This window comes from Dyella sp. NPDC103356 (assembly GCF_055584465.1).
The window spans coordinates 177,100-192,105 of sequence record NZ_JBVJLZ010000007.1 but is presented as its reverse complement, the minus strand read 5'-3'; the positions used below and the strand labels follow the sequence as shown (position 1 = coordinate 192,105).

The following is a 15,006-nucleotide window of genomic DNA, read 5'->3' as shown; positions in this document are numbered from 1 at the left end:
AACCCGATCAGGGCCAGACGATGGCCTGGGCCACCACGACGTGTTCGCCATTGAAGGTGGCGGCGGGCGAGCCATAAAGTTGATAGCCGAGCGCCAGCGCTTCGGAAACCCGCTGGCAGAACGAGGCGTCGTCCTTGCCGGTCAACAGCCGGTATCTGGGAAGCCCATCGGGTGGGGTGTCGGACATGCTGCGGTCTCCAGTTGAGACCTGGATCATAGGCGATCGCGGCCGCACCCCGTAAGCAGGTGCGCCATGTGCCTGGATTTGCTGTAAAAAGGTATCTATGTGGCTTTGCTGTTCCGAATCGGGGGATTCGTGGGCATCCTGGATATTTTTCGGCGAGACCTTACGCCCGACCGGTTTGCGTCGGTGGCGATGCGGCGCATGCCGAAAATGGGTGCATTCAGCGATATCGTCTATAACAGCCGCGATTTCAGCCTCAGTTTCAAGGATTCGCGCGATTGCGCGATGACGTTCAATCTGCGCAATGTTTTTCAGGACTATCAAAAAGCTGCCCGTGGCAATCGGGCCGATGTGCTGGACAAGTACATCATGGCGTTCGTCGCCCCCGCAGATATGTCCGATCGCGAGGCGGCGCTCGCCAATCTCATGCCGGTGATCCGCGACGGCGCGGCCTTCGAATTCGCGCGTCTGATGGCACGTCTGGCCGATGGCGACAAGGCGTATAAACTTGCGCCGTCAAAGCCGTTCTTTGATCGCCTGGTGATTACGCTGGTGGTCGATTCCGCGCACGCTACGACATCCGTGTCCCAGGACAAGCTCGACGAGTGGGGGCTCGATTTCGACACGGCATTGAAGCGGGCGATGGACAATCTGCGCGATCGTACCGAGCCGAATTTCCGGGTTAGCCCCCATGGCGTGTTCCTGTCGGCCTGGAGCGATGTCTTTGACGCCTCCCGGTTATTGCTGACCGATATGCTTTATCGGCTACCGATTCAGGGCGATCCGGTGATTGCGATTCCGTCGCGCGACCACTTGCTGGTGACAGGCAGCGGCAACGACCAGGGCATCGCCGAACTGGCCGATATTGCGGTCGAAGTACTGGAAACGAACACGCGGCCGTTGGGATATCAGCTGTTCCGTCTGCGCGATGGTCAATGGTCGGCATTCGATGAGAACCTGCCGGCGAGCGAGCGCTTTCGCCAGGCGAGGTATCGCGGCACGATGAGCGTGTACGACGATCAGAAAAAACTGCTCGACCAGATACACGAAAAGGAAAACATCGATATTTTCGTGGCGAGCTACCGGGTGTTCAAAAACGACAAGCTCGGTGGCTTTATCAGCTCGGTGCAATGGACACGCAACGTCGATGCGTTACTCCCGCGTGCCGACTATGTCTGGTTTTATTGCACGGCGGTCAAGGAGATCGTCTCGGTGCCTTGGGACATCGTGGTCGAAGTGCTCGGTGGTTTGAGCCGCGAGCCGCACTTGCTGCCCGAACGCTATCGGGTCAGCGGCTTTCCTTCCGAGGATCAGATGCATCGGTTGAAGCAGCACGCCGAAAGCGCGTGGAACGTGCCTGATCGCAGCCCTGCCTGACAAAGTTTCGGAACCATAAAAAAGGGCCAGGTCGTACCTGGCCCTTTGTATCAGACAACCGACGATCGATCACTGCGTGGCGGCAGCGCCTGCAGAAGAGGAACTGGCCGGTTTGCCGCCCTTGTGCCGGTTATGCGGGCCCTTGTTGTGTCCCATTTTCTGATTGCGATACAAGGTATCGGCGGTTTGCTTCTGCTCGTCGGACAGCACGGCATAGAGGTCGCTGAAGGAGGACGAGAGCTTCTTCATGTTGTCGGCATGCATCTGAGTAAGATCGGCATACGATTTCATCGCATCGGGCGCGCTCATCGTCGACAGCTTCTGCGAGCGTTCGTGAAAGGCCTGACCGGTATTTTGCGCGTTGTCACGCATGGTCTGGGCAAAGGCGTCCCATTGCTTGGATTGCTGGTCGGTGATCTTCAGCTGCGTATGCAGGTCGTTGATGCGCCGTTCCACCGAATCGGCGCGGCGCTGCGCGTGCGACTTGGCGGGTGTGCTTGCTGCAGCATCGCTCGATGGTGTCGGTGATTGCTGTGCCCATGCCGCCGGCGCAAAAACAGCGAGCGATAGCAGGGCAGGGAGGGCGACCTTGCGAATGGCGTTCTTCATAGGGATGCTCCGATTCGAGGCGTTCGGGAAAAAAGCGTTCCGTGGCGACAGCGTCGCGCTGCTCAATAACCGTCGTCGTAATACACGCCCGGTGGCGGTGGCGGCGGTGGATCGCGATAGACCACCGCCGGCGGCGGCTGCGAAGCATTCGAAGCGGAGTTGGCGATGACCGCGCCGGCGACGACGCCGAGCAAGGCACCTGCGATCACATTGCCGGAGCCGCCGCCGCGGTGGCGATCACGGCCGTAGTAGCGTGGCGGTGGTGGACGATGATAGCCGCCATGCCGATAGCGCTGGGCATCGGCCGGCATGGATACGGCGATCATGCTCAGCGCCGCCATGGCGAAGACGCATTGTCGACAGATCGAGACGAATGAAAGGCGGGACATCAGCGTAACCTCCTCACGTGCAACATCCGTTGCGTGATTAAGGCCGGCAAGGGCGCCGGCGCGATGTACTCGAAACGACAGCCAGATTCCCTGCAAGAGTGCTGTTCCTTGGCAGCTGGCGCTCGCAAGGGTATACCGGCTACGGATTTACTCAAAGCGAGTGTGATGGTTTTGTGCGGTGGGGTCGGAAACGGCTGCCTGCTGACAGGACGTTGTCAGCAGGACCCGGCCACACTGGCGTAACTTCCCACGACAGGACGCCTGGCATGTCAGTTTCCGGTATTACCTTGTATTCCACGGGGGCTGGCTTTGGCATGCCCGAGACCAGCCCGTTTGTGCTCAAGACCGAGGTGCAACTGAAGATGGCGGGGCTGGCCTTTGAAAAGGCCTTTTGCATCCCACCGCAAGCGCCCCATGGCAAGGTGCCCTATATCGAAGATCAGGGCGAAGTCGTCAGCGATTCGACCTTTATCCGCGCGCATATCGAGCGCAAGTACGAGCTGGATCTGGACGATGGCCTGGATGTGCGGCAACGTGCGGAGTCGTGGGCGATAGAGCGGCTGCTCGAAGACCATTTGTATTTTGCGATGGTGTGGTTTCGCTGGATCGATCCGGACAACTTTGCCAAGGGGCCGGCGCGTTTTGCCGACAGGGCGCCAGAAGCCGATCGCGTGCAGCTACGCCAGCAGATACAGGCTCGCAAGCTCGACGACCTGCGTGGCCATGGTCTTGGGCGTCATTCGCGTGATCAGATCGCAGCGCTGGGTCTGCGTTCGATCGACACGCTGGCGGTGCTCCTCGGGGAGAAGCGTTATCTATTCGGCGAACGACATAGCGCGGTCGATGCGACCGCTTTTGGCGTGCTCGCGTCGGTAATGACGCCCTTTTTCGAATCGCCTTTACGCCACGGCGCGGAACGTCATCCGTCCCTGGTTGCCTATGTCGATCGCATGATGCGGCAGTATTTTCCCGAGCATGTGGCCAGCGGGCAGGGCCATCTTGAGACGGCTTGAGTTTGCGCATGAGGCGGCGTAACGTCCTCAATCGCTTGATTTTTCGAATCTCGCCGCCATAAATGCGGTTCGGGCGAAGCGACGCTTCGCCCTGAGTGCACTTCCCGGAGACTCCCATGGCCACAGGTTGGGCAGGCGACGGCGCCGTTCAGGACCAGATCGACGCGACGGTCAGTGACGCAGTCCAGCGGGCGCGTCGGCAATTGAAACAAGGTCCGGGGCTTACGCATTGCGAAGAGTGCGAGGCGCCTATCCCCGAGGCACGGCGCAAGGCCGTCCCGGGAGTGCGTCTGTGCGTGGCGTGCCAGGAGGCGTTGGATGCGGAGCGTGGCGCGGCGCTATTCAACCGTCGCGGTAGCAAGGATAGCCAGCTACGTTGAACAAACCTCCTCGCGAGGGCAGGGACTGTCTGGCGGCCTTTGCGTGGCGGTGATAAAAAAGCGCTTTGACGCACCGCAAGGGATTGCCCGATGCTGACCACGCTGGCGATTGCCAACTATCGTTCCCTGCGCTCGCTGATCGTGCCGCTGGGACGCTTGAACGTGGTTACCGGTGCCAATGGCAGCGGCAAATCGAATCTTTATCGCGCGTTGCGTCTGCTTGCCGAAACGGCACAAGGCGGCGTGGTCGGTGCGTTGGCGCGCGAAGGCGGTTTGTCGTCGACCTTCTGGGCCGGCCCCGAGGAGTTGTCGCGAAGAATGCAGCGTGGCGAGGTGGCGATCGAAGGCACGGCAAGAGGGGAGCCCAAGGCGTTGCGACTGGGCTTTTCCGGAACGGATTTCGGTTACGCCATCGACTTCGGTTTACCGAACCAGTTGCCGGCAGGCTCGATGTTCTCGCTCGATCCGGAGATCAAATCGGAAGTGATCTGGGCGGGACCGTTCTTGCGTCAGGCCAATATGCTGGTGGAACGACGGGGCCCGATGATTCGCGCGCGCGCGGGCAAGTCGTGGCAGGTGCTGGCGCAGCATATAAGCGGTTTCGAAAGCATGTTTACGCATGTGGCCGACGCGCAGCGCGCCCCGGAGATGCTCGATGTGCGCGACGCGATCAGGCGCTGGCGCTTCTACGATCACTTCCGCTCCGACGCCGACGCGCCGGCGCGCATGGCGCAACTCGGTACGCGCACGACGGTGCTGAGCCACGATGGCCATGATCTTGCTGCGGCCTGGCAAACCATTTGCGAACTGGGCGAGAGGGAAGCGCTCGATGCCTCGGTGGACGATGCTTTTCCCGGCGGCCAGGTCAGTGTTGTCGACAGCGACGGCCGTCTGGTGCTGGAGTTCAGCCAACCCGGCTTGTTGCGGCCGTTGAGATCGGCCGAGCTATCCGATGGCACGTTGCGTTACCTGCTATGGATCGCCGCTTTGCATACGCCGCGTCCGCCGCCGTTAATGGTGCTGAACGAACCGGAGACCAGTCTGCATCCCGACCTGTTACCGGCGCTGGCGCGATTGATCGTGCATGCGTCTTCGCGTAGCCAGGTCTGGGTGGTATCGCATGCATCGCGCTTGATTGCCGCGCTCGAGGCGGCAGACGACTGCCATTCGATCCATCTGGAAAAAACACTGAGCGAAACGAAGGTCGCTGGCCAGGGGTTGCTGGATAAGCCGGCTTGGCATTGGCCTGGTCGATAAGTGTCCGCCCACAGGCGGCACTGCCACCGGGTTATCAAAAAGTCCGTGCAGCCTGATCCGTGAATCAGCCTTGATGCTTTTGCTGTTTGGCGATACGTGCCAGTTCGGCGCAGCGTGCGCGCTCTTGGGCACGCTTTTGATCTTGCGCCATCAGCAACATCTGTCGACGCGTCAGCGGTCGAGCGGAGTCGCACTCGGATTTCTGCGGTGTTGTGACGTGACGCACCGCGTGCAATATGCGGTGCAGCCAGTTTTCCACGGGCGACGGGGTCGGGGTCGTGGTGTTGGCGAACATGGTAATGACCTCGGCGGCGGCGTGGAGCTTTCCCACACGCCCACTATGCGTTGGCACTTATTAGAAGATGGTGAGGATACGGTTCAGTTTTCTTCGGCCGCGCGTTTAGATCGTTCTTGGTTCGCATGGCTTACGTGGAAATCACAAAGCTAAACGCGCTTCGGTCACTCGTTTCCCAAAACCCGGATGGGTTCCTGGCCGGCAGAGATCCAGATTTCGTCGCCCGACTGCATCACCAGAACGTACCGTCCCGTATCGACGCTATCGACTTCCAGTAACGACAGGGACGGTCCCCAGGGGCGTTCGGACGGAATCGTCAGTTTGGTGACATCGTTGAAGACAATCGAAAATTCGTGCTGAAGCCCTTCGCCGGGGCCGCCCTGAAAAAAGAAGGTGCAGCGCCGTTCGCACCAGTCGAATTCGACCGATGCGAGTGTCGCGTCGTGCAGCCCTGTCAGGGCCTCGGGCAAGTCGTTCATAAAGGCCTTGAGCAAGGTCGCGGATGCCGGCCTCGGGATTCTAAGCTTAGAGCCCCTTGAACTGGATCTTGCCCGTAGCATCGACCGAACAGGCTTTCAGTGCCCGGTTCTGCAGCTCGTCGGGTGTGACGTTCGGATAGTTGTAGACCGTGGTGACGGTCGTAGCCATCCAGTTTTCCGGTGCATTGGGATCGGCGTCGTCTTCGCGATTCTTGTTGTGCTTGAAGTTCGACATGGCGCTTGCCTTGGTGACGCCACGGTCGCGATTGCGCGCGATCAGGTAAAACGGTCGGGCAAAACTGACGCATGCAGCCGGTGGCGTGTCTTCGACAACCGTCTCGGCGAGAACGTGCGTGCCGAGCAGACTCAGCGTGATTATGAGTGCGATACGGCGCATAGCTTCCCCCTTTCGTCGTCGGTGGGCCGGACCGACAGCAACAGTGTGGGGGAAGGGCTTGGGTCTTGGGTATCGGAAAATTTCGCAGTCAAGCGGACGCCTAGACGCCCAAACCGTCACTCACGGCTCCGATCTGCGTGTATGGAGCCTCAATCGGCCGGGCTGGTGCAGGCCGCGTAGCGCTTTCCTTCCACCCTCGCTACGTCGCTGCCGTCGGGCAGGGTGAGTCTGGCGGTGTAGTGTTCGGCCTCGTCGAAACCGACATGGCCGTGCATGGCGGCCGCGCCCTTTCCTTCGCAGCGCAGGGTCCAATCGAGGGTGGTACTGCTGCGGCGCTGATCGGCCTGCTGGCACTGATGCGCAGCGGGCGGGTCGATATGGCTGAACGATGCCCAGGGATCGGCGCCCTCGTCGACGCAATGCCATTGCACGACAGGTTTGCCCCATTGCCCATGGCTGAACAGGCGGGTGACGATTTTCCAGAGGCCGGGCATGGCGCCGAAGTCGCCGGGGTCGGCATGACCGGCGGGAGCGGCCAGTGCGGCGGCGAGGCTGAATGTTGCAAGGGTAACGATCTGCAGCGGGCGGCGGCGGGGCCGGGGAAGGATATTCATCGGGTGGCGTGGCTCTCGATCAAAAGAGTGTGCCCTGCCTGGTTACCCAGGCAGGGCACAGGTGTCAAGGCAGGCGATCAGTCCGTGGTCGCTGCGGTGACGTCGTCCTTGCGGTCATGCCGTCCAAAATCAAACATGTCCATCATGTTGCCGATCGCCGGAGCGTTGACCGGCACGTAGGGGTTGCGCGGCAATGCGATCGGGTTCGGCAGGTTGTCGCGGCTGCGATCGGAGATCTGATCGTGCAGGCCCCAGTTGGCTTCGACGAATTTGTCGAACGAGACGTGGTCGTAATAGGTGTGCACCACACGACCGCCTTCGGAGTACTTCGAGATCACCAGCATCGGGATGCGCGTGCCGTCGCCAAAGAAGTCCACCGGCTGGATGTAGCCCGAGTCGTAGTAACCGCCACCTTCATCGAAGGTCACCACGATGGCCGTGTCAGCCCACACCTTGGGGTTGGCCTTGGCCATGTCGACGATCTTCTTTACGTAGCCTTCGAACAGCTCGAGCTTCGAGGACGCCGGATGGCCGTCCAGAATGCCATCGGGCTTGGCGATCGACACCGCCGGCAGCGTGTTGTTCTGGATATCGGTATAGAGATCGTTGATGTCCTGGTTGTTCGCGCGCAGGTCCGGGTTGGTCATGACCTGGGTGGAGTACAGGAACGGATCGCAGATATTGCAGAACGTACCGGCTTCACCGTTTTCCTTGCCCTGGCCCCAACCTTCACCGTAGTACTTCCAGCTCACGTGATGGCGCTCGAGCAGGGTGGCGAGGTTTTCCTGCGTGGACGGCGGGATGGTGAACTGCTGCGCGCCCAGCGGTGCGGCGGTACCGTCGCCGAGGTAGCCCGGGTTGTAGTTGTTGACCAGGTAGTAAGCGTTCTTTTTGCAGTCCGTGCCGTTGAAGGTCTTGTACGGCAGCGAGCGCAGGTACTTCTTCACCGAGGCGACGCCCGGCTGGCTTTCATCCGCGCAATTGACATACGAGCCGCCACCGTAGCCGTCCTGCACCCACCAGTTGTTGGTGCCAGCCTGCGAGTTCGGATTCTCGATCTGGTTGGTCGGCGGTGTTGCCGGCTTGCCCTTGGCGTCGGCGTAGTAGATCAGCGTGCCGTAGCCCAGCATGATGTGGTTGGCGCCCGTGCCGCCCATCACCGACTGGTGGAAGTTGTCGCTGAGTGCATAGGTCTGCGCCAATTCCTTGAAGTACGGCGCATCGCCCTGGGCCATATTGAGGAACTGCATCGAGGTCGAGCCTTCACCGGTGCTCTGATCGGTGAAATTGGCCGGCTGCGTCACGCCGTTATTGCCCGCACCCATCGTCACTTCGACCCACGGGAACAGGTCGGCACGACAACCGCTGGGGTTCTTGTTGGTCGCTTCCTTGATGTTGCAATCGAGCTGCTGCCACATCTGGAAGAAACGATGCACCGGGCTGTTGGCGTAGTCGTTGTAGCTGATCGAGGCGTGCATATCGACCGGTGCATTGGTCAGATTGCCCGGGAAGCGCGTGTCGACCACGCCGCTGGGCAGACCCGTGCCGCCTTCGGCAAGCTCTTGATACGCATCGTCCGGCAGTGCCGGCTCGATCGACTGCGCCTGTGCGGCGGAAGCGAACGGTGCCTGGGTCGGCGCACCACCGGTGTTCATGGCGGGCAGCGTTTCGTACGGCACGGTGCGGGTCGGAGCGACCTCGTAGCTGCCGCTCTGGGTGGCCTGGAACTGACGCGCGGCGGCGACGTTCGGTCCCGGCGTACCGTCTGCGTTGACGATGCCTTCGGAGAGCAGATTGAACACGGTCTGCCCGCGCGGCGCCTTATAAGTCGCGTAGACATGGTCGAAAGTACGGTTTTCACCGATCAGCAAAATGACGTGTTTGATCGGCGTCTGCGTGTTGCTGCTGTTGTCGCCACCGCCCTTGCCAGGACGATGCAAGGTCACCACGCCGCCCGGCAGACCCTGCTGGCTTTGCAGGGGAGCGGTCGGAATGTCTTTCCTGAAAGAGGCGTCTTTGTCGGGTGCAACTGTAGTTTGTGCGCTGACGACACCAGCAAGGCCGGTCGCCAGCATGCCGAGAAACAGCGGATGAAGCCGCTTTTGGCCGAACATCTTGGACATAACTTGATCCCCAGCAACTCCCGTCATGGAAGTCGCGAATCGAGCGTGGTCCCCCTGGTTAATCGATGCGAATGAAAGACAGGGAATCGCATCGACCGCCAAGCAGTGTCGTCGGTATACATGACGTTGCTTTGGCGTTAGGAAGACACGCTTTACGTGGTTTGTGACGGTGCGGCTACAGCGCGCGGCGATGGGGAGTCAGGTCACGTTTTATTCGTAGGTTTGGACGTCTATTCGCAAGTTATTGCCCTTCGCCTCAATTCACCTATCCGTCATCCCGGCGCAGGCCGGAATGACGAAATAGGGAGGCTGAGGCGAAATGGGAGTTACGGCGCCCTCGGTTGCCTCACGCAGGCAACAACTCATACGGCCGCATCATCTCGTTATCCTCGTGCTCGAGATAATGGCAATGCCAGACATACCGCCCCGGCTCGCCCTCGAAGCGCATGATGATCCGCGTCACCATTCCCGGATCCGCACGCACCGTATCCTTCCACCCCATCTCATGCGGCGCCGGCGGTCGAGCGGGGCCGGTGTATTTGACGGTGCGATGGGCGTTCCAGGCAAAGATGTCGAAGGGCCTGCGATCGATCACCTGAAAGCGCACAAGATGCAAGTGGACCGGGTGCGTATCGCCGGTGATGTTGACGAAGCTCCAGATCTCGGTGCTGTTCTGTTTGGGCTTTTCGGTCACTGGATCGGACCAGCTTTTACCGTCAAGCAACATCATCATGGGGTTGCCGCCCGAGTCGTCCTGTTCGCCGAGCGTCAACATGCGTTCTCGCACGGAGCTGGCTATATCGATGCGTGGTACCGGGCGCAGACTCGTCGGGAGTTTCGACGTGTCCGCGCGGCCTTTGTCGCGCACGCGAAACTCCATGATGGCATCGGCCTGATGGCGCAATTGCACCGATTGCCCGTCCAGGCCGCTGAAGTCGATGACGACATCGGCGCGTTCGGCGGGATAAAGCTCCACGCGCGTGCGTTCCAGCGGCGCAGGCAGCAGGCCCTGGTCGCTGGCGATCTGATGAAAGCTGCCGCGCGAAAGCGATAGATCGAAGAAGCGTGTATTGGCGGCATTGACCAGCCGGAACCGGTACCGACGCGGCTCCACGTCCATATAAGGAAACAGCTTGCCATTGCACAGCATGGCGTTGCCGTAGCACTCCGATACCCATGGCGCATCGGGGTCGTCCGATACCGGGTAATACAGCTGGCCGTCTTCGGCGATCAGCCGGTCATACAGCATCAATGGCACATCGTATTCGCCTGAAGGCAGGCCTAGCGCCTGTTCTTCCGGATCGCGTACGTGAAATGTTCCGAACAGGCCGGCATAGATGTTGAGCCGGGTAATGCCCATGGCATGGTCGTGGTACCACAGGGTGGCCGCGTCCTGTCCATTGGGATAGTGATACTGCAGGGAGTGGCCAGGCGCATACCAGTCTTCCGGAAAGCCGTCGCTACCGGCCGGTGCACGCGCGCCATGAACGTGGGTGACAGTGCGTACTTCGGGCTTGCTGCTTTCCGCGCCGTGAATGTTGTGGTCGATCGGCAGGAAATGTTTGGCGGGCAACGCATTTGCCCACTCCACCAGCAGCGGTTCGCCACGCATGGTTTCGATCGTCGGTCCCGGTGACAGGCCGTTGTAACCCCACATGGGGGTTGCGGGTAGGTCGCGGTGCAACTTGGCGCGGAACGCGCGCATCTCGATACGGTGATACGCCAGTTTCTTGCCCGGATAGGCAGGGTGTGTACGCATGTCGGTCGAACGCGCGATCGGCGGTATCGGTAAAGGGTCGACGAAACGCGCCAGATGCGCCGGATTGACGATCGGCACCTTCGGTGCGGCCAAGGTCGGCATCGCCATGCGCTGTTTCATGGGCATATGCATGGTCTGTGCCTGTGCCAGGCGCATGACGTCACTTAGCGCGTAGACGCCCAGGAGACCGCCCGCGCCTGCGAGAAAGCGACGTCGCGACAGGGTCATGGCCGGTCGCCTCGAAGGGTGCTGCACGAATAGTTCAACACGGCGGCAAGGAGGCCGCTGAAACGGAATGCGCATGTCATCCGACAACCCTAGGCATTCCATATGACAGTCATGTGGCGGTCGGCACTTTTCTGTGGAAGTTTTGTGAACTCGTTGGAAAAGCGGTCCGTCGATGCTGAAGTTTCGTATTGCTCCTATGGTGGGCAGGGTGTTGCGCGCCTAGGGTTCGCCGCATCGTTGCTCCCGTGTCCGATCTTTTGAATAACCAAGGTGTTCCAAAAAGATACCAACCTTTTGGTGCGTCGCCCGAAGCGTCCATTACGACCGCGCCATTGACCGGTGCGGAACAAGCGCGGCTGCGCCAGCGTTTTCTGGTTCGAGTGTTGTTGGCGGCGTGCTTGCTGCTTGGCGAGGTTTGCGCCGGGTGGGCGCTCTATCAGGAGAAAAAGGGCGGCGCATCGCTAGCGACCCTTGCCGGTATTGCGCTACTCGGTCTCCTCTGCCTGCGATGCTTGCCGAGCCTGCTTCGTCAATGCCACCTGGCGCGCGCAGACTACCAGGCAGGTATCAAGCGCGTGATTCGAGGGCCGCTACTCGCATCGGACGGCATATCGAGCGCGCGGCAAGGTCGGTTGCCCCGCTTTCGCTGGTTGATTGGCGATACGTTGATCGGCATCGATGTCAATTGGGACTTTGTTTATATCCGCGGCCTTGATGGCCGACGCCTTCGCCCCGGCGATTGCGAGGCCATGCAACGACCAGGGCTCATGCTCGAAGCACACGTTACCGTTGCCAGCGGGATGGCGCTCTATGTCGCATCGACAGCATGAATCTCGCCGAGCCTTTATGATGTGCGGCCCTCGAATGTCGAAGTACGTCATGTCCACGATTCCCGCCTGCCCGCAATGCGGCATGGAAAATACCTATCCCGACGGTGAGCAATACATCTGCCCGGACTGTGCGTACGAATGGCCGATGGTTGCCGACGCGATCTCCGATGAAGAGACGATCGTGCGCGATGTCAACGGCAATGCGTTGCAGAGCGGCGATACGGTAGTAGTGATCAAGGACCTCAAGGTGAAGGGATCGTCGATACCGCTCAAGCAGGGCACGGTGATTCGCAATATCCGTCTCGTCGGTGGCGACGCCGAACATATCGAAGGTCACTCGGACAAGATCAAGGGCCTTGTTCTCAAGGTTTGTTTCCTGCGCAAGGCTTAAGGTCGGCTGTTTTGCGCCCTCTCCGGGAGCAGGGCGCATTTCCAGTGCACGGTTCAGCCCGCCGCTGCCTTGCGCAATGTCTTCAGGTCGAGTTTTTTCGAATGCATGATGGCCGCCGTCACGCGAGATACCGTCGCAGCGTCTGGCCCCTTGAGCATCTCGATCAGTTCGGTCGGGACCACCTGCCAGCTCAAGCCATAGCGATCCTTCAGCCAGCCACATTGTTGCGCGCTTTCGTCGCCACCCTCGGTGAGCTTGCTCCAGTAATGATCGACCTCGTCTTCGGACTGGCAGTTGACCACCAGTGAAAGAGCGGGCGTGAAGTTGAACACCGGGCCACCGTTCAATGCAGTGAAGTCCTGACCATCGAGCTGGAATTGAACCGTCATGACCGAACCGCTCGGTTGGCCGGAGGCATCCGATGCCTCCTTGGCGTAGTGCACCTTGTCAAGAATGCGGGAATTGGGAAACACGCTGGTATAGAAGCTGGCGGCTTCTTCGGCCTGTTTGTCGAACCAGAGAAACGGCGAGATGCGCTGGAAACGGGTAGTCATCGGCATGTCCTCATCGGGTTTGGGCGGGGCGCCACCCTTTCGGTAGCAGGCCCTCCTGGAAACGACGAACGGCGGATGGCCAGATCGACACGGCCTGAAAATAAGCAGCGAACGATGCAAACGACCTGGCATATCGCCAGGTCGCCATACGCACGAAGAAACTCAGTGCCCGACGAAGTCGATACGTGCCATGCCCTCTGACTTCGCTTGTGAAAGGACGTGGGCCACCGCCTGGTATTGAGCACCGTCTGCTGCATCGATACGCAGCTCAGGCTGTTGGGTGCGCGACGCGGCCAGCGACAGTTGCGCACCGAGTTGTGCATCGGTAATCGGGGCGTCGTTCCAGGTCATGCTGCCATCGGCTTGAATCGACAGCCGGATCGGATCGACGTTGTCGGTGGCGGTGGTGCGGCCCGGTTGCGGCAAGTCGGTGCGAATCTTGTGCGTTATCACCGGCGCGGTGATCATGAAAATGATCAGCAGCACCAGCAGTACGTCGACTAGCGGTGTGACGTTGATGGTCGAGATGGCGGGACTGGAAACACGTGCAGAGAAAGCCATGTTCTTCCTCCTGGGCGAGCGTGCGTTGTGGTCGATGCCTGGCGCGAAGCGGGGAGGCCAGGCGAGCTCAGCCTATCGTGTGGCGAGCCTGCATGCCACTGCGCGTTATGGGCGTCATGATGGCGTCAGAGCCGGGCGCTACGCTGCTATCCTGCAATGTGCCCCTGTTGTATTCGTGGGGGCTTGAATTTCTATACCAAATAGTTTAATAATTAGCTGCGGCACCCCAGCCAGCTCGCGTCGTCCTGATGATTTCACGGCGCTCTTTCGTAAAGGACTTTTCATGACTTCCCGGTTTTTTGGGGCGGCGATCATTCTTGGTCTGCTGTCGGCGATTGGCCCGTTCGCCATCGACATGTACCTGCCGGCGCTGCCTTCGATCAAGGACAGCCTGCACACCGACGTCGATACCGCGCAGATGAGCCTGATGGCGTTCTTCATTTCGCTCGGCATCGGCCAGCTTATCTATGGCCCGGTATCGGACATGCTCGGCCGCAAGACGCCGATCTATTTCGGCCTGGTGGTGTTTGCGCTCGGCAGCGTCGGCTGTGCGCTCGCGCCAGATATCCATACGTTGATCGCTTTCCGCTTCTTGCAAGGGCTGGGTGCCTGTGCGGGCATGGTCATCCCGCGTGCGATCGTGCGCGATATGCACACCGGCCACGATGCCGCGCGCCTGATGGCATTGCTGATGCTGGTATTCAGCGTGTCACCGATTCTGGCGCCGCTGACGGGCAGCATGGTGATCAAATTTACCAGTTGGCGTGGCATTTTCTGGACCGTGATGGGCGCGGCCATATGCGGTCTGATCCTGGCGATCACAGTGTTGAAGGAAACGCGCCCGCGCGAGTTGCGTGTGGATAGCACCTTTGGTTCGGCATTGCGCTCGTACAGGACGTTGCTGCGCGATCGCCACTATCTTGGGCTGATCTTTATCGGATCGTTCGGCGTGGCCAGCTTCTTCGCCTATCTGGCCAACTCGTCCTTCATCCTGATCAATCACTACGGTCTGACCGAAACGCAGTACAGCATGGCGTTTTCCATCAACGCGATCGCCTTTATCGGCGCGGCGCAGTTTGCCGGCAAGCTGGGTGCAAAGCACGGCCTGGCCAAAGTGGTACGTACGGCGGTGACCGGCTACGCCGCGACGATGCTGGCGCTGTTGTTGCTCAATCTCGCGGGCTTCAACCAGTTGCCGGTGTTGATGGCCGTGCTGTTTGTGGGCTACGGCTTCCTTGGCCTCGTGATTCCGAGTACCGCGGTATTGGCGCTGGACGATCACGGCAAGATCGCCGGTACGGCAGCGGCTCTGCTGGGCACGATGCAATTCGTGGTGGGGGCGGTGGTGGTCGGCGTGATCGGTCGTTTCTTCAACGGCACGGCCTTGCCGATGGTGGCTGGGATTACCGGTTGCTCGTTGATCGCTTTTACGTTGGCGCAGGTGACGTTGCGGCATCGGCGGTATCTGCGGGAGCAGCCTGCCGAGGCGGCTTAAGAGCCCCCTCACCCCAACCCTCTCCCCCGGCAGAGCCAGGGGAGAGGGAGCTAAAAGCTCGCACGATTCAA

Annotated in this window: 18 protein-coding genes; 7 read left to right on the top strand and 11 right to left on the bottom strand. The window is 60.4% G+C overall.

The genetic code is table 11. The annotated features are described in order from the left end of the window. Positions 1-7 precede the first annotated feature (7 nt). The gene (locus tag ACZ6WW_RS17465; RefSeq protein ID WP_281849516.1) at positions 8-187 is read right to left on the bottom strand and encodes a DUF1737 domain-containing protein; all 180 of its coding nucleotides are present in this window, start codon (positions 185-187) and stop codon (positions 8-10) included. Between the two features lie 198 nt (positions 188-385). Between ACZ6WW_RS17465 and ACZ6WW_RS17460 the strand changes: the two genes are divergently transcribed. After that, complete coding sequence (locus ACZ6WW_RS17460) at positions 386-1,561, top strand: DUF1444 family protein (RefSeq protein WP_465275312.1); 1,176 nt, start codon at positions 386-388, stop codon at positions 1,559-1,561. Between the two features lie 69 nt (positions 1,562-1,630). Here the strand turns inward: ACZ6WW_RS17460 and ACZ6WW_RS17455 are convergent, their stop codons facing one another. Further along, positions 1,631-2,170, bottom strand: coding sequence for a Spy/CpxP family protein refolding chaperone (locus ACZ6WW_RS17455; RefSeq protein WP_465275311.1), 540 nt, complete (start codon positions 2,168-2,170; stop codon positions 1,631-1,633). Positions 2,171-2,232: 62 nt separating this feature from the next. Then, positions 2,233-2,559, bottom strand: coding sequence for a hypothetical protein (locus ACZ6WW_RS17450; RefSeq protein ID WP_281849513.1), 327 nt, complete (start codon positions 2,557-2,559; stop codon positions 2,233-2,235). Between the two features lie 266 nt (positions 2,560-2,825). Here ACZ6WW_RS17450 and ACZ6WW_RS17445 point away from each other — a divergent pair, with 266 nt between their 5' ends. The 3 genes from ACZ6WW_RS17445 to ACZ6WW_RS17435 all read left to right on the top strand — a co-directional run bounded on the left by ACZ6WW_RS17445 (position 2,826) and on the right by ACZ6WW_RS17435 (position 5,209). Continuing rightward, complete coding sequence (locus ACZ6WW_RS17445) at positions 2,826-3,572, top strand: glutathione S-transferase family protein (RefSeq protein ID WP_465275310.1); 747 nt, start codon at positions 2,826-2,828, stop codon at positions 3,570-3,572. 116 nt (positions 3,573-3,688) lie between these two features. Further along, on the top strand, positions 3,689-3,952 hold the full coding sequence (locus ACZ6WW_RS17440; RefSeq protein ID WP_281849511.1) for a DksA/TraR family C4-type zinc finger protein: 264 nt from the start codon (positions 3,689-3,691) through the stop codon (positions 3,950-3,952). Positions 3,953-4,042: 90 nt separating this feature from the next. After that, positions 4,043-5,209: an AAA family ATPase gene (locus ACZ6WW_RS17435; RefSeq protein WP_465275309.1), complete on the top strand. Its 1,167-nt coding sequence runs from the start codon at positions 4,043-4,045 to the stop codon at positions 5,207-5,209. Positions 5,210-5,273: 64 nt separating this feature from the next. Here the strand turns inward: ACZ6WW_RS17435 and ACZ6WW_RS17430 are convergent, their stop codons facing one another. The 6 genes from ACZ6WW_RS17430 to ACZ6WW_RS17405 all read right to left on the bottom strand — a co-directional run bounded on the left by ACZ6WW_RS17430 (position 5,274) and on the right by ACZ6WW_RS17405 (position 11,104). Beyond that, positions 5,274-5,540 (bottom strand): hypothetical protein, encoded by a 267-nt coding sequence (locus ACZ6WW_RS17430; RefSeq protein ID WP_465275308.1) that lies wholly within the window; start codon positions 5,538-5,540, stop codon positions 5,274-5,276. 128 nt (positions 5,541-5,668) lie between these two features. Further along, the gene (locus ACZ6WW_RS17425; protein ID WP_465275307.1) at positions 5,669-5,983 is read right to left on the bottom strand and encodes a hypothetical protein; all 315 of its coding nucleotides are present in this window, start codon (positions 5,981-5,983) and stop codon (positions 5,669-5,671) included. Positions 5,984-6,029: 46 nt separating this feature from the next. Continuing rightward, a complete protein-coding gene (locus ACZ6WW_RS17420; protein ID WP_465275306.1) occupies positions 6,030-6,380 on the bottom strand; it encodes a hypothetical protein in 351 nt (116 codons plus the stop codon). Positions 6,381-6,529: 149 nt separating this feature from the next. Then, positions 6,530-6,994, bottom strand: coding sequence for a DUF3617 domain-containing protein (locus ACZ6WW_RS17415; RefSeq protein ID WP_465275305.1), 465 nt, complete (start codon positions 6,992-6,994; stop codon positions 6,530-6,532). Positions 6,995-7,071: 77 nt separating this feature from the next. Beyond that, positions 7,072-9,117 (bottom strand): alkaline phosphatase family protein, encoded by a 2,046-nt coding sequence (locus tag ACZ6WW_RS17410; RefSeq protein WP_465275304.1) that lies wholly within the window; start codon positions 9,115-9,117, stop codon positions 7,072-7,074. Between the two features lie 346 nt (positions 9,118-9,463). Beyond that, positions 9,464-11,104, bottom strand: a complete 1,641-nt coding sequence (locus ACZ6WW_RS17405; protein WP_465275303.1) for a multicopper oxidase family protein — start codon at positions 11,102-11,104, stop codon at positions 9,464-9,466. Between the two features lie 245 nt (positions 11,105-11,349). Between ACZ6WW_RS17405 and ACZ6WW_RS17400 the strand changes: the two genes are divergently transcribed. Next, entirely contained in the window at positions 11,350-11,934 is a 585-nt protein-coding gene (locus tag ACZ6WW_RS17400) for a hypothetical protein (RefSeq protein WP_465275302.1), read from the top strand. Positions 11,935-11,983: 49 nt separating this feature from the next. Then, positions 11,984-12,325 (top strand): zinc ribbon domain-containing protein YjdM, encoded by a 342-nt coding sequence (locus tag ACZ6WW_RS17395; protein ID WP_465275301.1) that lies wholly within the window; start codon positions 11,984-11,986, stop codon positions 12,323-12,325. A 53-nt stretch (positions 12,326-12,378) separates the two neighbouring features. Here the strand turns inward: ACZ6WW_RS17395 and ACZ6WW_RS17390 are convergent, their stop codons facing one another. Next, entirely contained in the window at positions 12,379-12,879 is a 501-nt protein-coding gene (locus tag ACZ6WW_RS17390; RefSeq protein ID WP_465275300.1) for a VOC family protein, read from the bottom strand. Between the two features lie 162 nt (positions 12,880-13,041). Next, the gene (locus ACZ6WW_RS17385; protein ID WP_465275299.1) at positions 13,042-13,440 is read right to left on the bottom strand and encodes an ExbD/TolR family protein; all 399 of its coding nucleotides are present in this window, start codon (positions 13,438-13,440) and stop codon (positions 13,042-13,044) included. A 283-nt stretch (positions 13,441-13,723) separates the two neighbouring features. On the opposite strand from ACZ6WW_RS17385, the gene ACZ6WW_RS17380 reads away from it, so the two are divergent. Then, a complete protein-coding gene (locus ACZ6WW_RS17380) occupies positions 13,724-14,935 on the top strand; it encodes a multidrug effflux MFS transporter (RefSeq protein ID WP_465275298.1) in 1,212 nt (403 codons plus the stop codon). Positions 14,936-15,006: the final 71 nt, after the last annotated feature.

What these genes read in the sequence shown, in the direction of transcription:
- ACZ6WW_RS17380 (WP_465275298.1), top strand. Translation starts at nt 13,724, where the DNA reads ATGACTTCCCGGTTTTTTGGGGCGGCGATCATTCTTGGTCTGCTGTCG.
- ACZ6WW_RS17455 (WP_465275311.1), bottom strand. Translation starts at nt 2,170, where the DNA reads ATGAAGAACGCCATTCGCAAGGTCGCCCTCCCTGCCCTGCTATCGCTC.
- ACZ6WW_RS17420 (WP_465275306.1), bottom strand. Translation starts at nt 6,380, where the DNA reads ATGCGCCGTATCGCACTCATAATCACGCTGAGTCTGCTCGGCACGCAC.
- ACZ6WW_RS17425 (WP_465275307.1), bottom strand. Translation starts at nt 5,983, where the DNA reads ATGAACGACTTGCCCGAGGCCCTGACAGGGCTGCACGACGCGACACTC.
- ACZ6WW_RS17460 (WP_465275312.1), top strand. Translation starts at nt 386, where the DNA reads ATGCCGAAAATGGGTGCATTCAGCGATATCGTCTATAACAGCCGCGAT.
- ACZ6WW_RS17395 (WP_465275301.1), top strand. Translation starts at nt 11,984, where the DNA reads ATGTCCACGATTCCCGCCTGCCCGCAATGCGGCATGGAAAATACCTAT.
- ACZ6WW_RS17440 (WP_281849511.1), top strand. Translation starts at nt 3,689, where the DNA reads ATGGCCACAGGTTGGGCAGGCGACGGCGCCGTTCAGGACCAGATCGAC.
- ACZ6WW_RS17435 (WP_465275309.1), top strand. Translation starts at nt 4,043, where the DNA reads ATGCTGACCACGCTGGCGATTGCCAACTATCGTTCCCTGCGCTCGCTG.
- ACZ6WW_RS17390 (WP_465275300.1), bottom strand. Translation starts at nt 12,879, where the DNA reads ATGACTACCCGTTTCCAGCGCATCTCGCCGTTTCTCTGGTTCGACAAA.
- ACZ6WW_RS17445 (WP_465275310.1), top strand. Translation starts at nt 2,826, where the DNA reads ATGTCAGTTTCCGGTATTACCTTGTATTCCACGGGGGCTGGCTTTGGC.
- ACZ6WW_RS17450 (WP_281849513.1), bottom strand. Translation starts at nt 2,559, where the DNA reads ATGTCCCGCCTTTCATTCGTCTCGATCTGTCGACAATGCGTCTTCGCC.
- ACZ6WW_RS17415 (WP_465275305.1), bottom strand. Translation starts at nt 6,994, where the DNA reads ATGAATATCCTTCCCCGGCCCCGCCGCCGCCCGCTGCAGATCGTTACC.
- ACZ6WW_RS17410 (WP_465275304.1), bottom strand. Translation starts at nt 9,117, where the DNA reads ATGTCCAAGATGTTCGGCCAAAAGCGGCTTCATCCGCTGTTTCTCGGC.
- ACZ6WW_RS17405 (WP_465275303.1), bottom strand. Translation starts at nt 11,104, where the DNA reads ATGACCCTGTCGCGACGTCGCTTTCTCGCAGGCGCGGGCGGTCTCCTG.
- ACZ6WW_RS17385 (WP_465275299.1), bottom strand. Translation starts at nt 13,440, where the DNA reads ATGGCTTTCTCTGCACGTGTTTCCAGTCCCGCCATCTCGACCATCAAC.
- ACZ6WW_RS17465 (WP_281849516.1), bottom strand. Translation starts at nt 187, where the DNA reads ATGTCCGACACCCCACCCGATGGGCTTCCCAGATACCGGCTGTTGACC.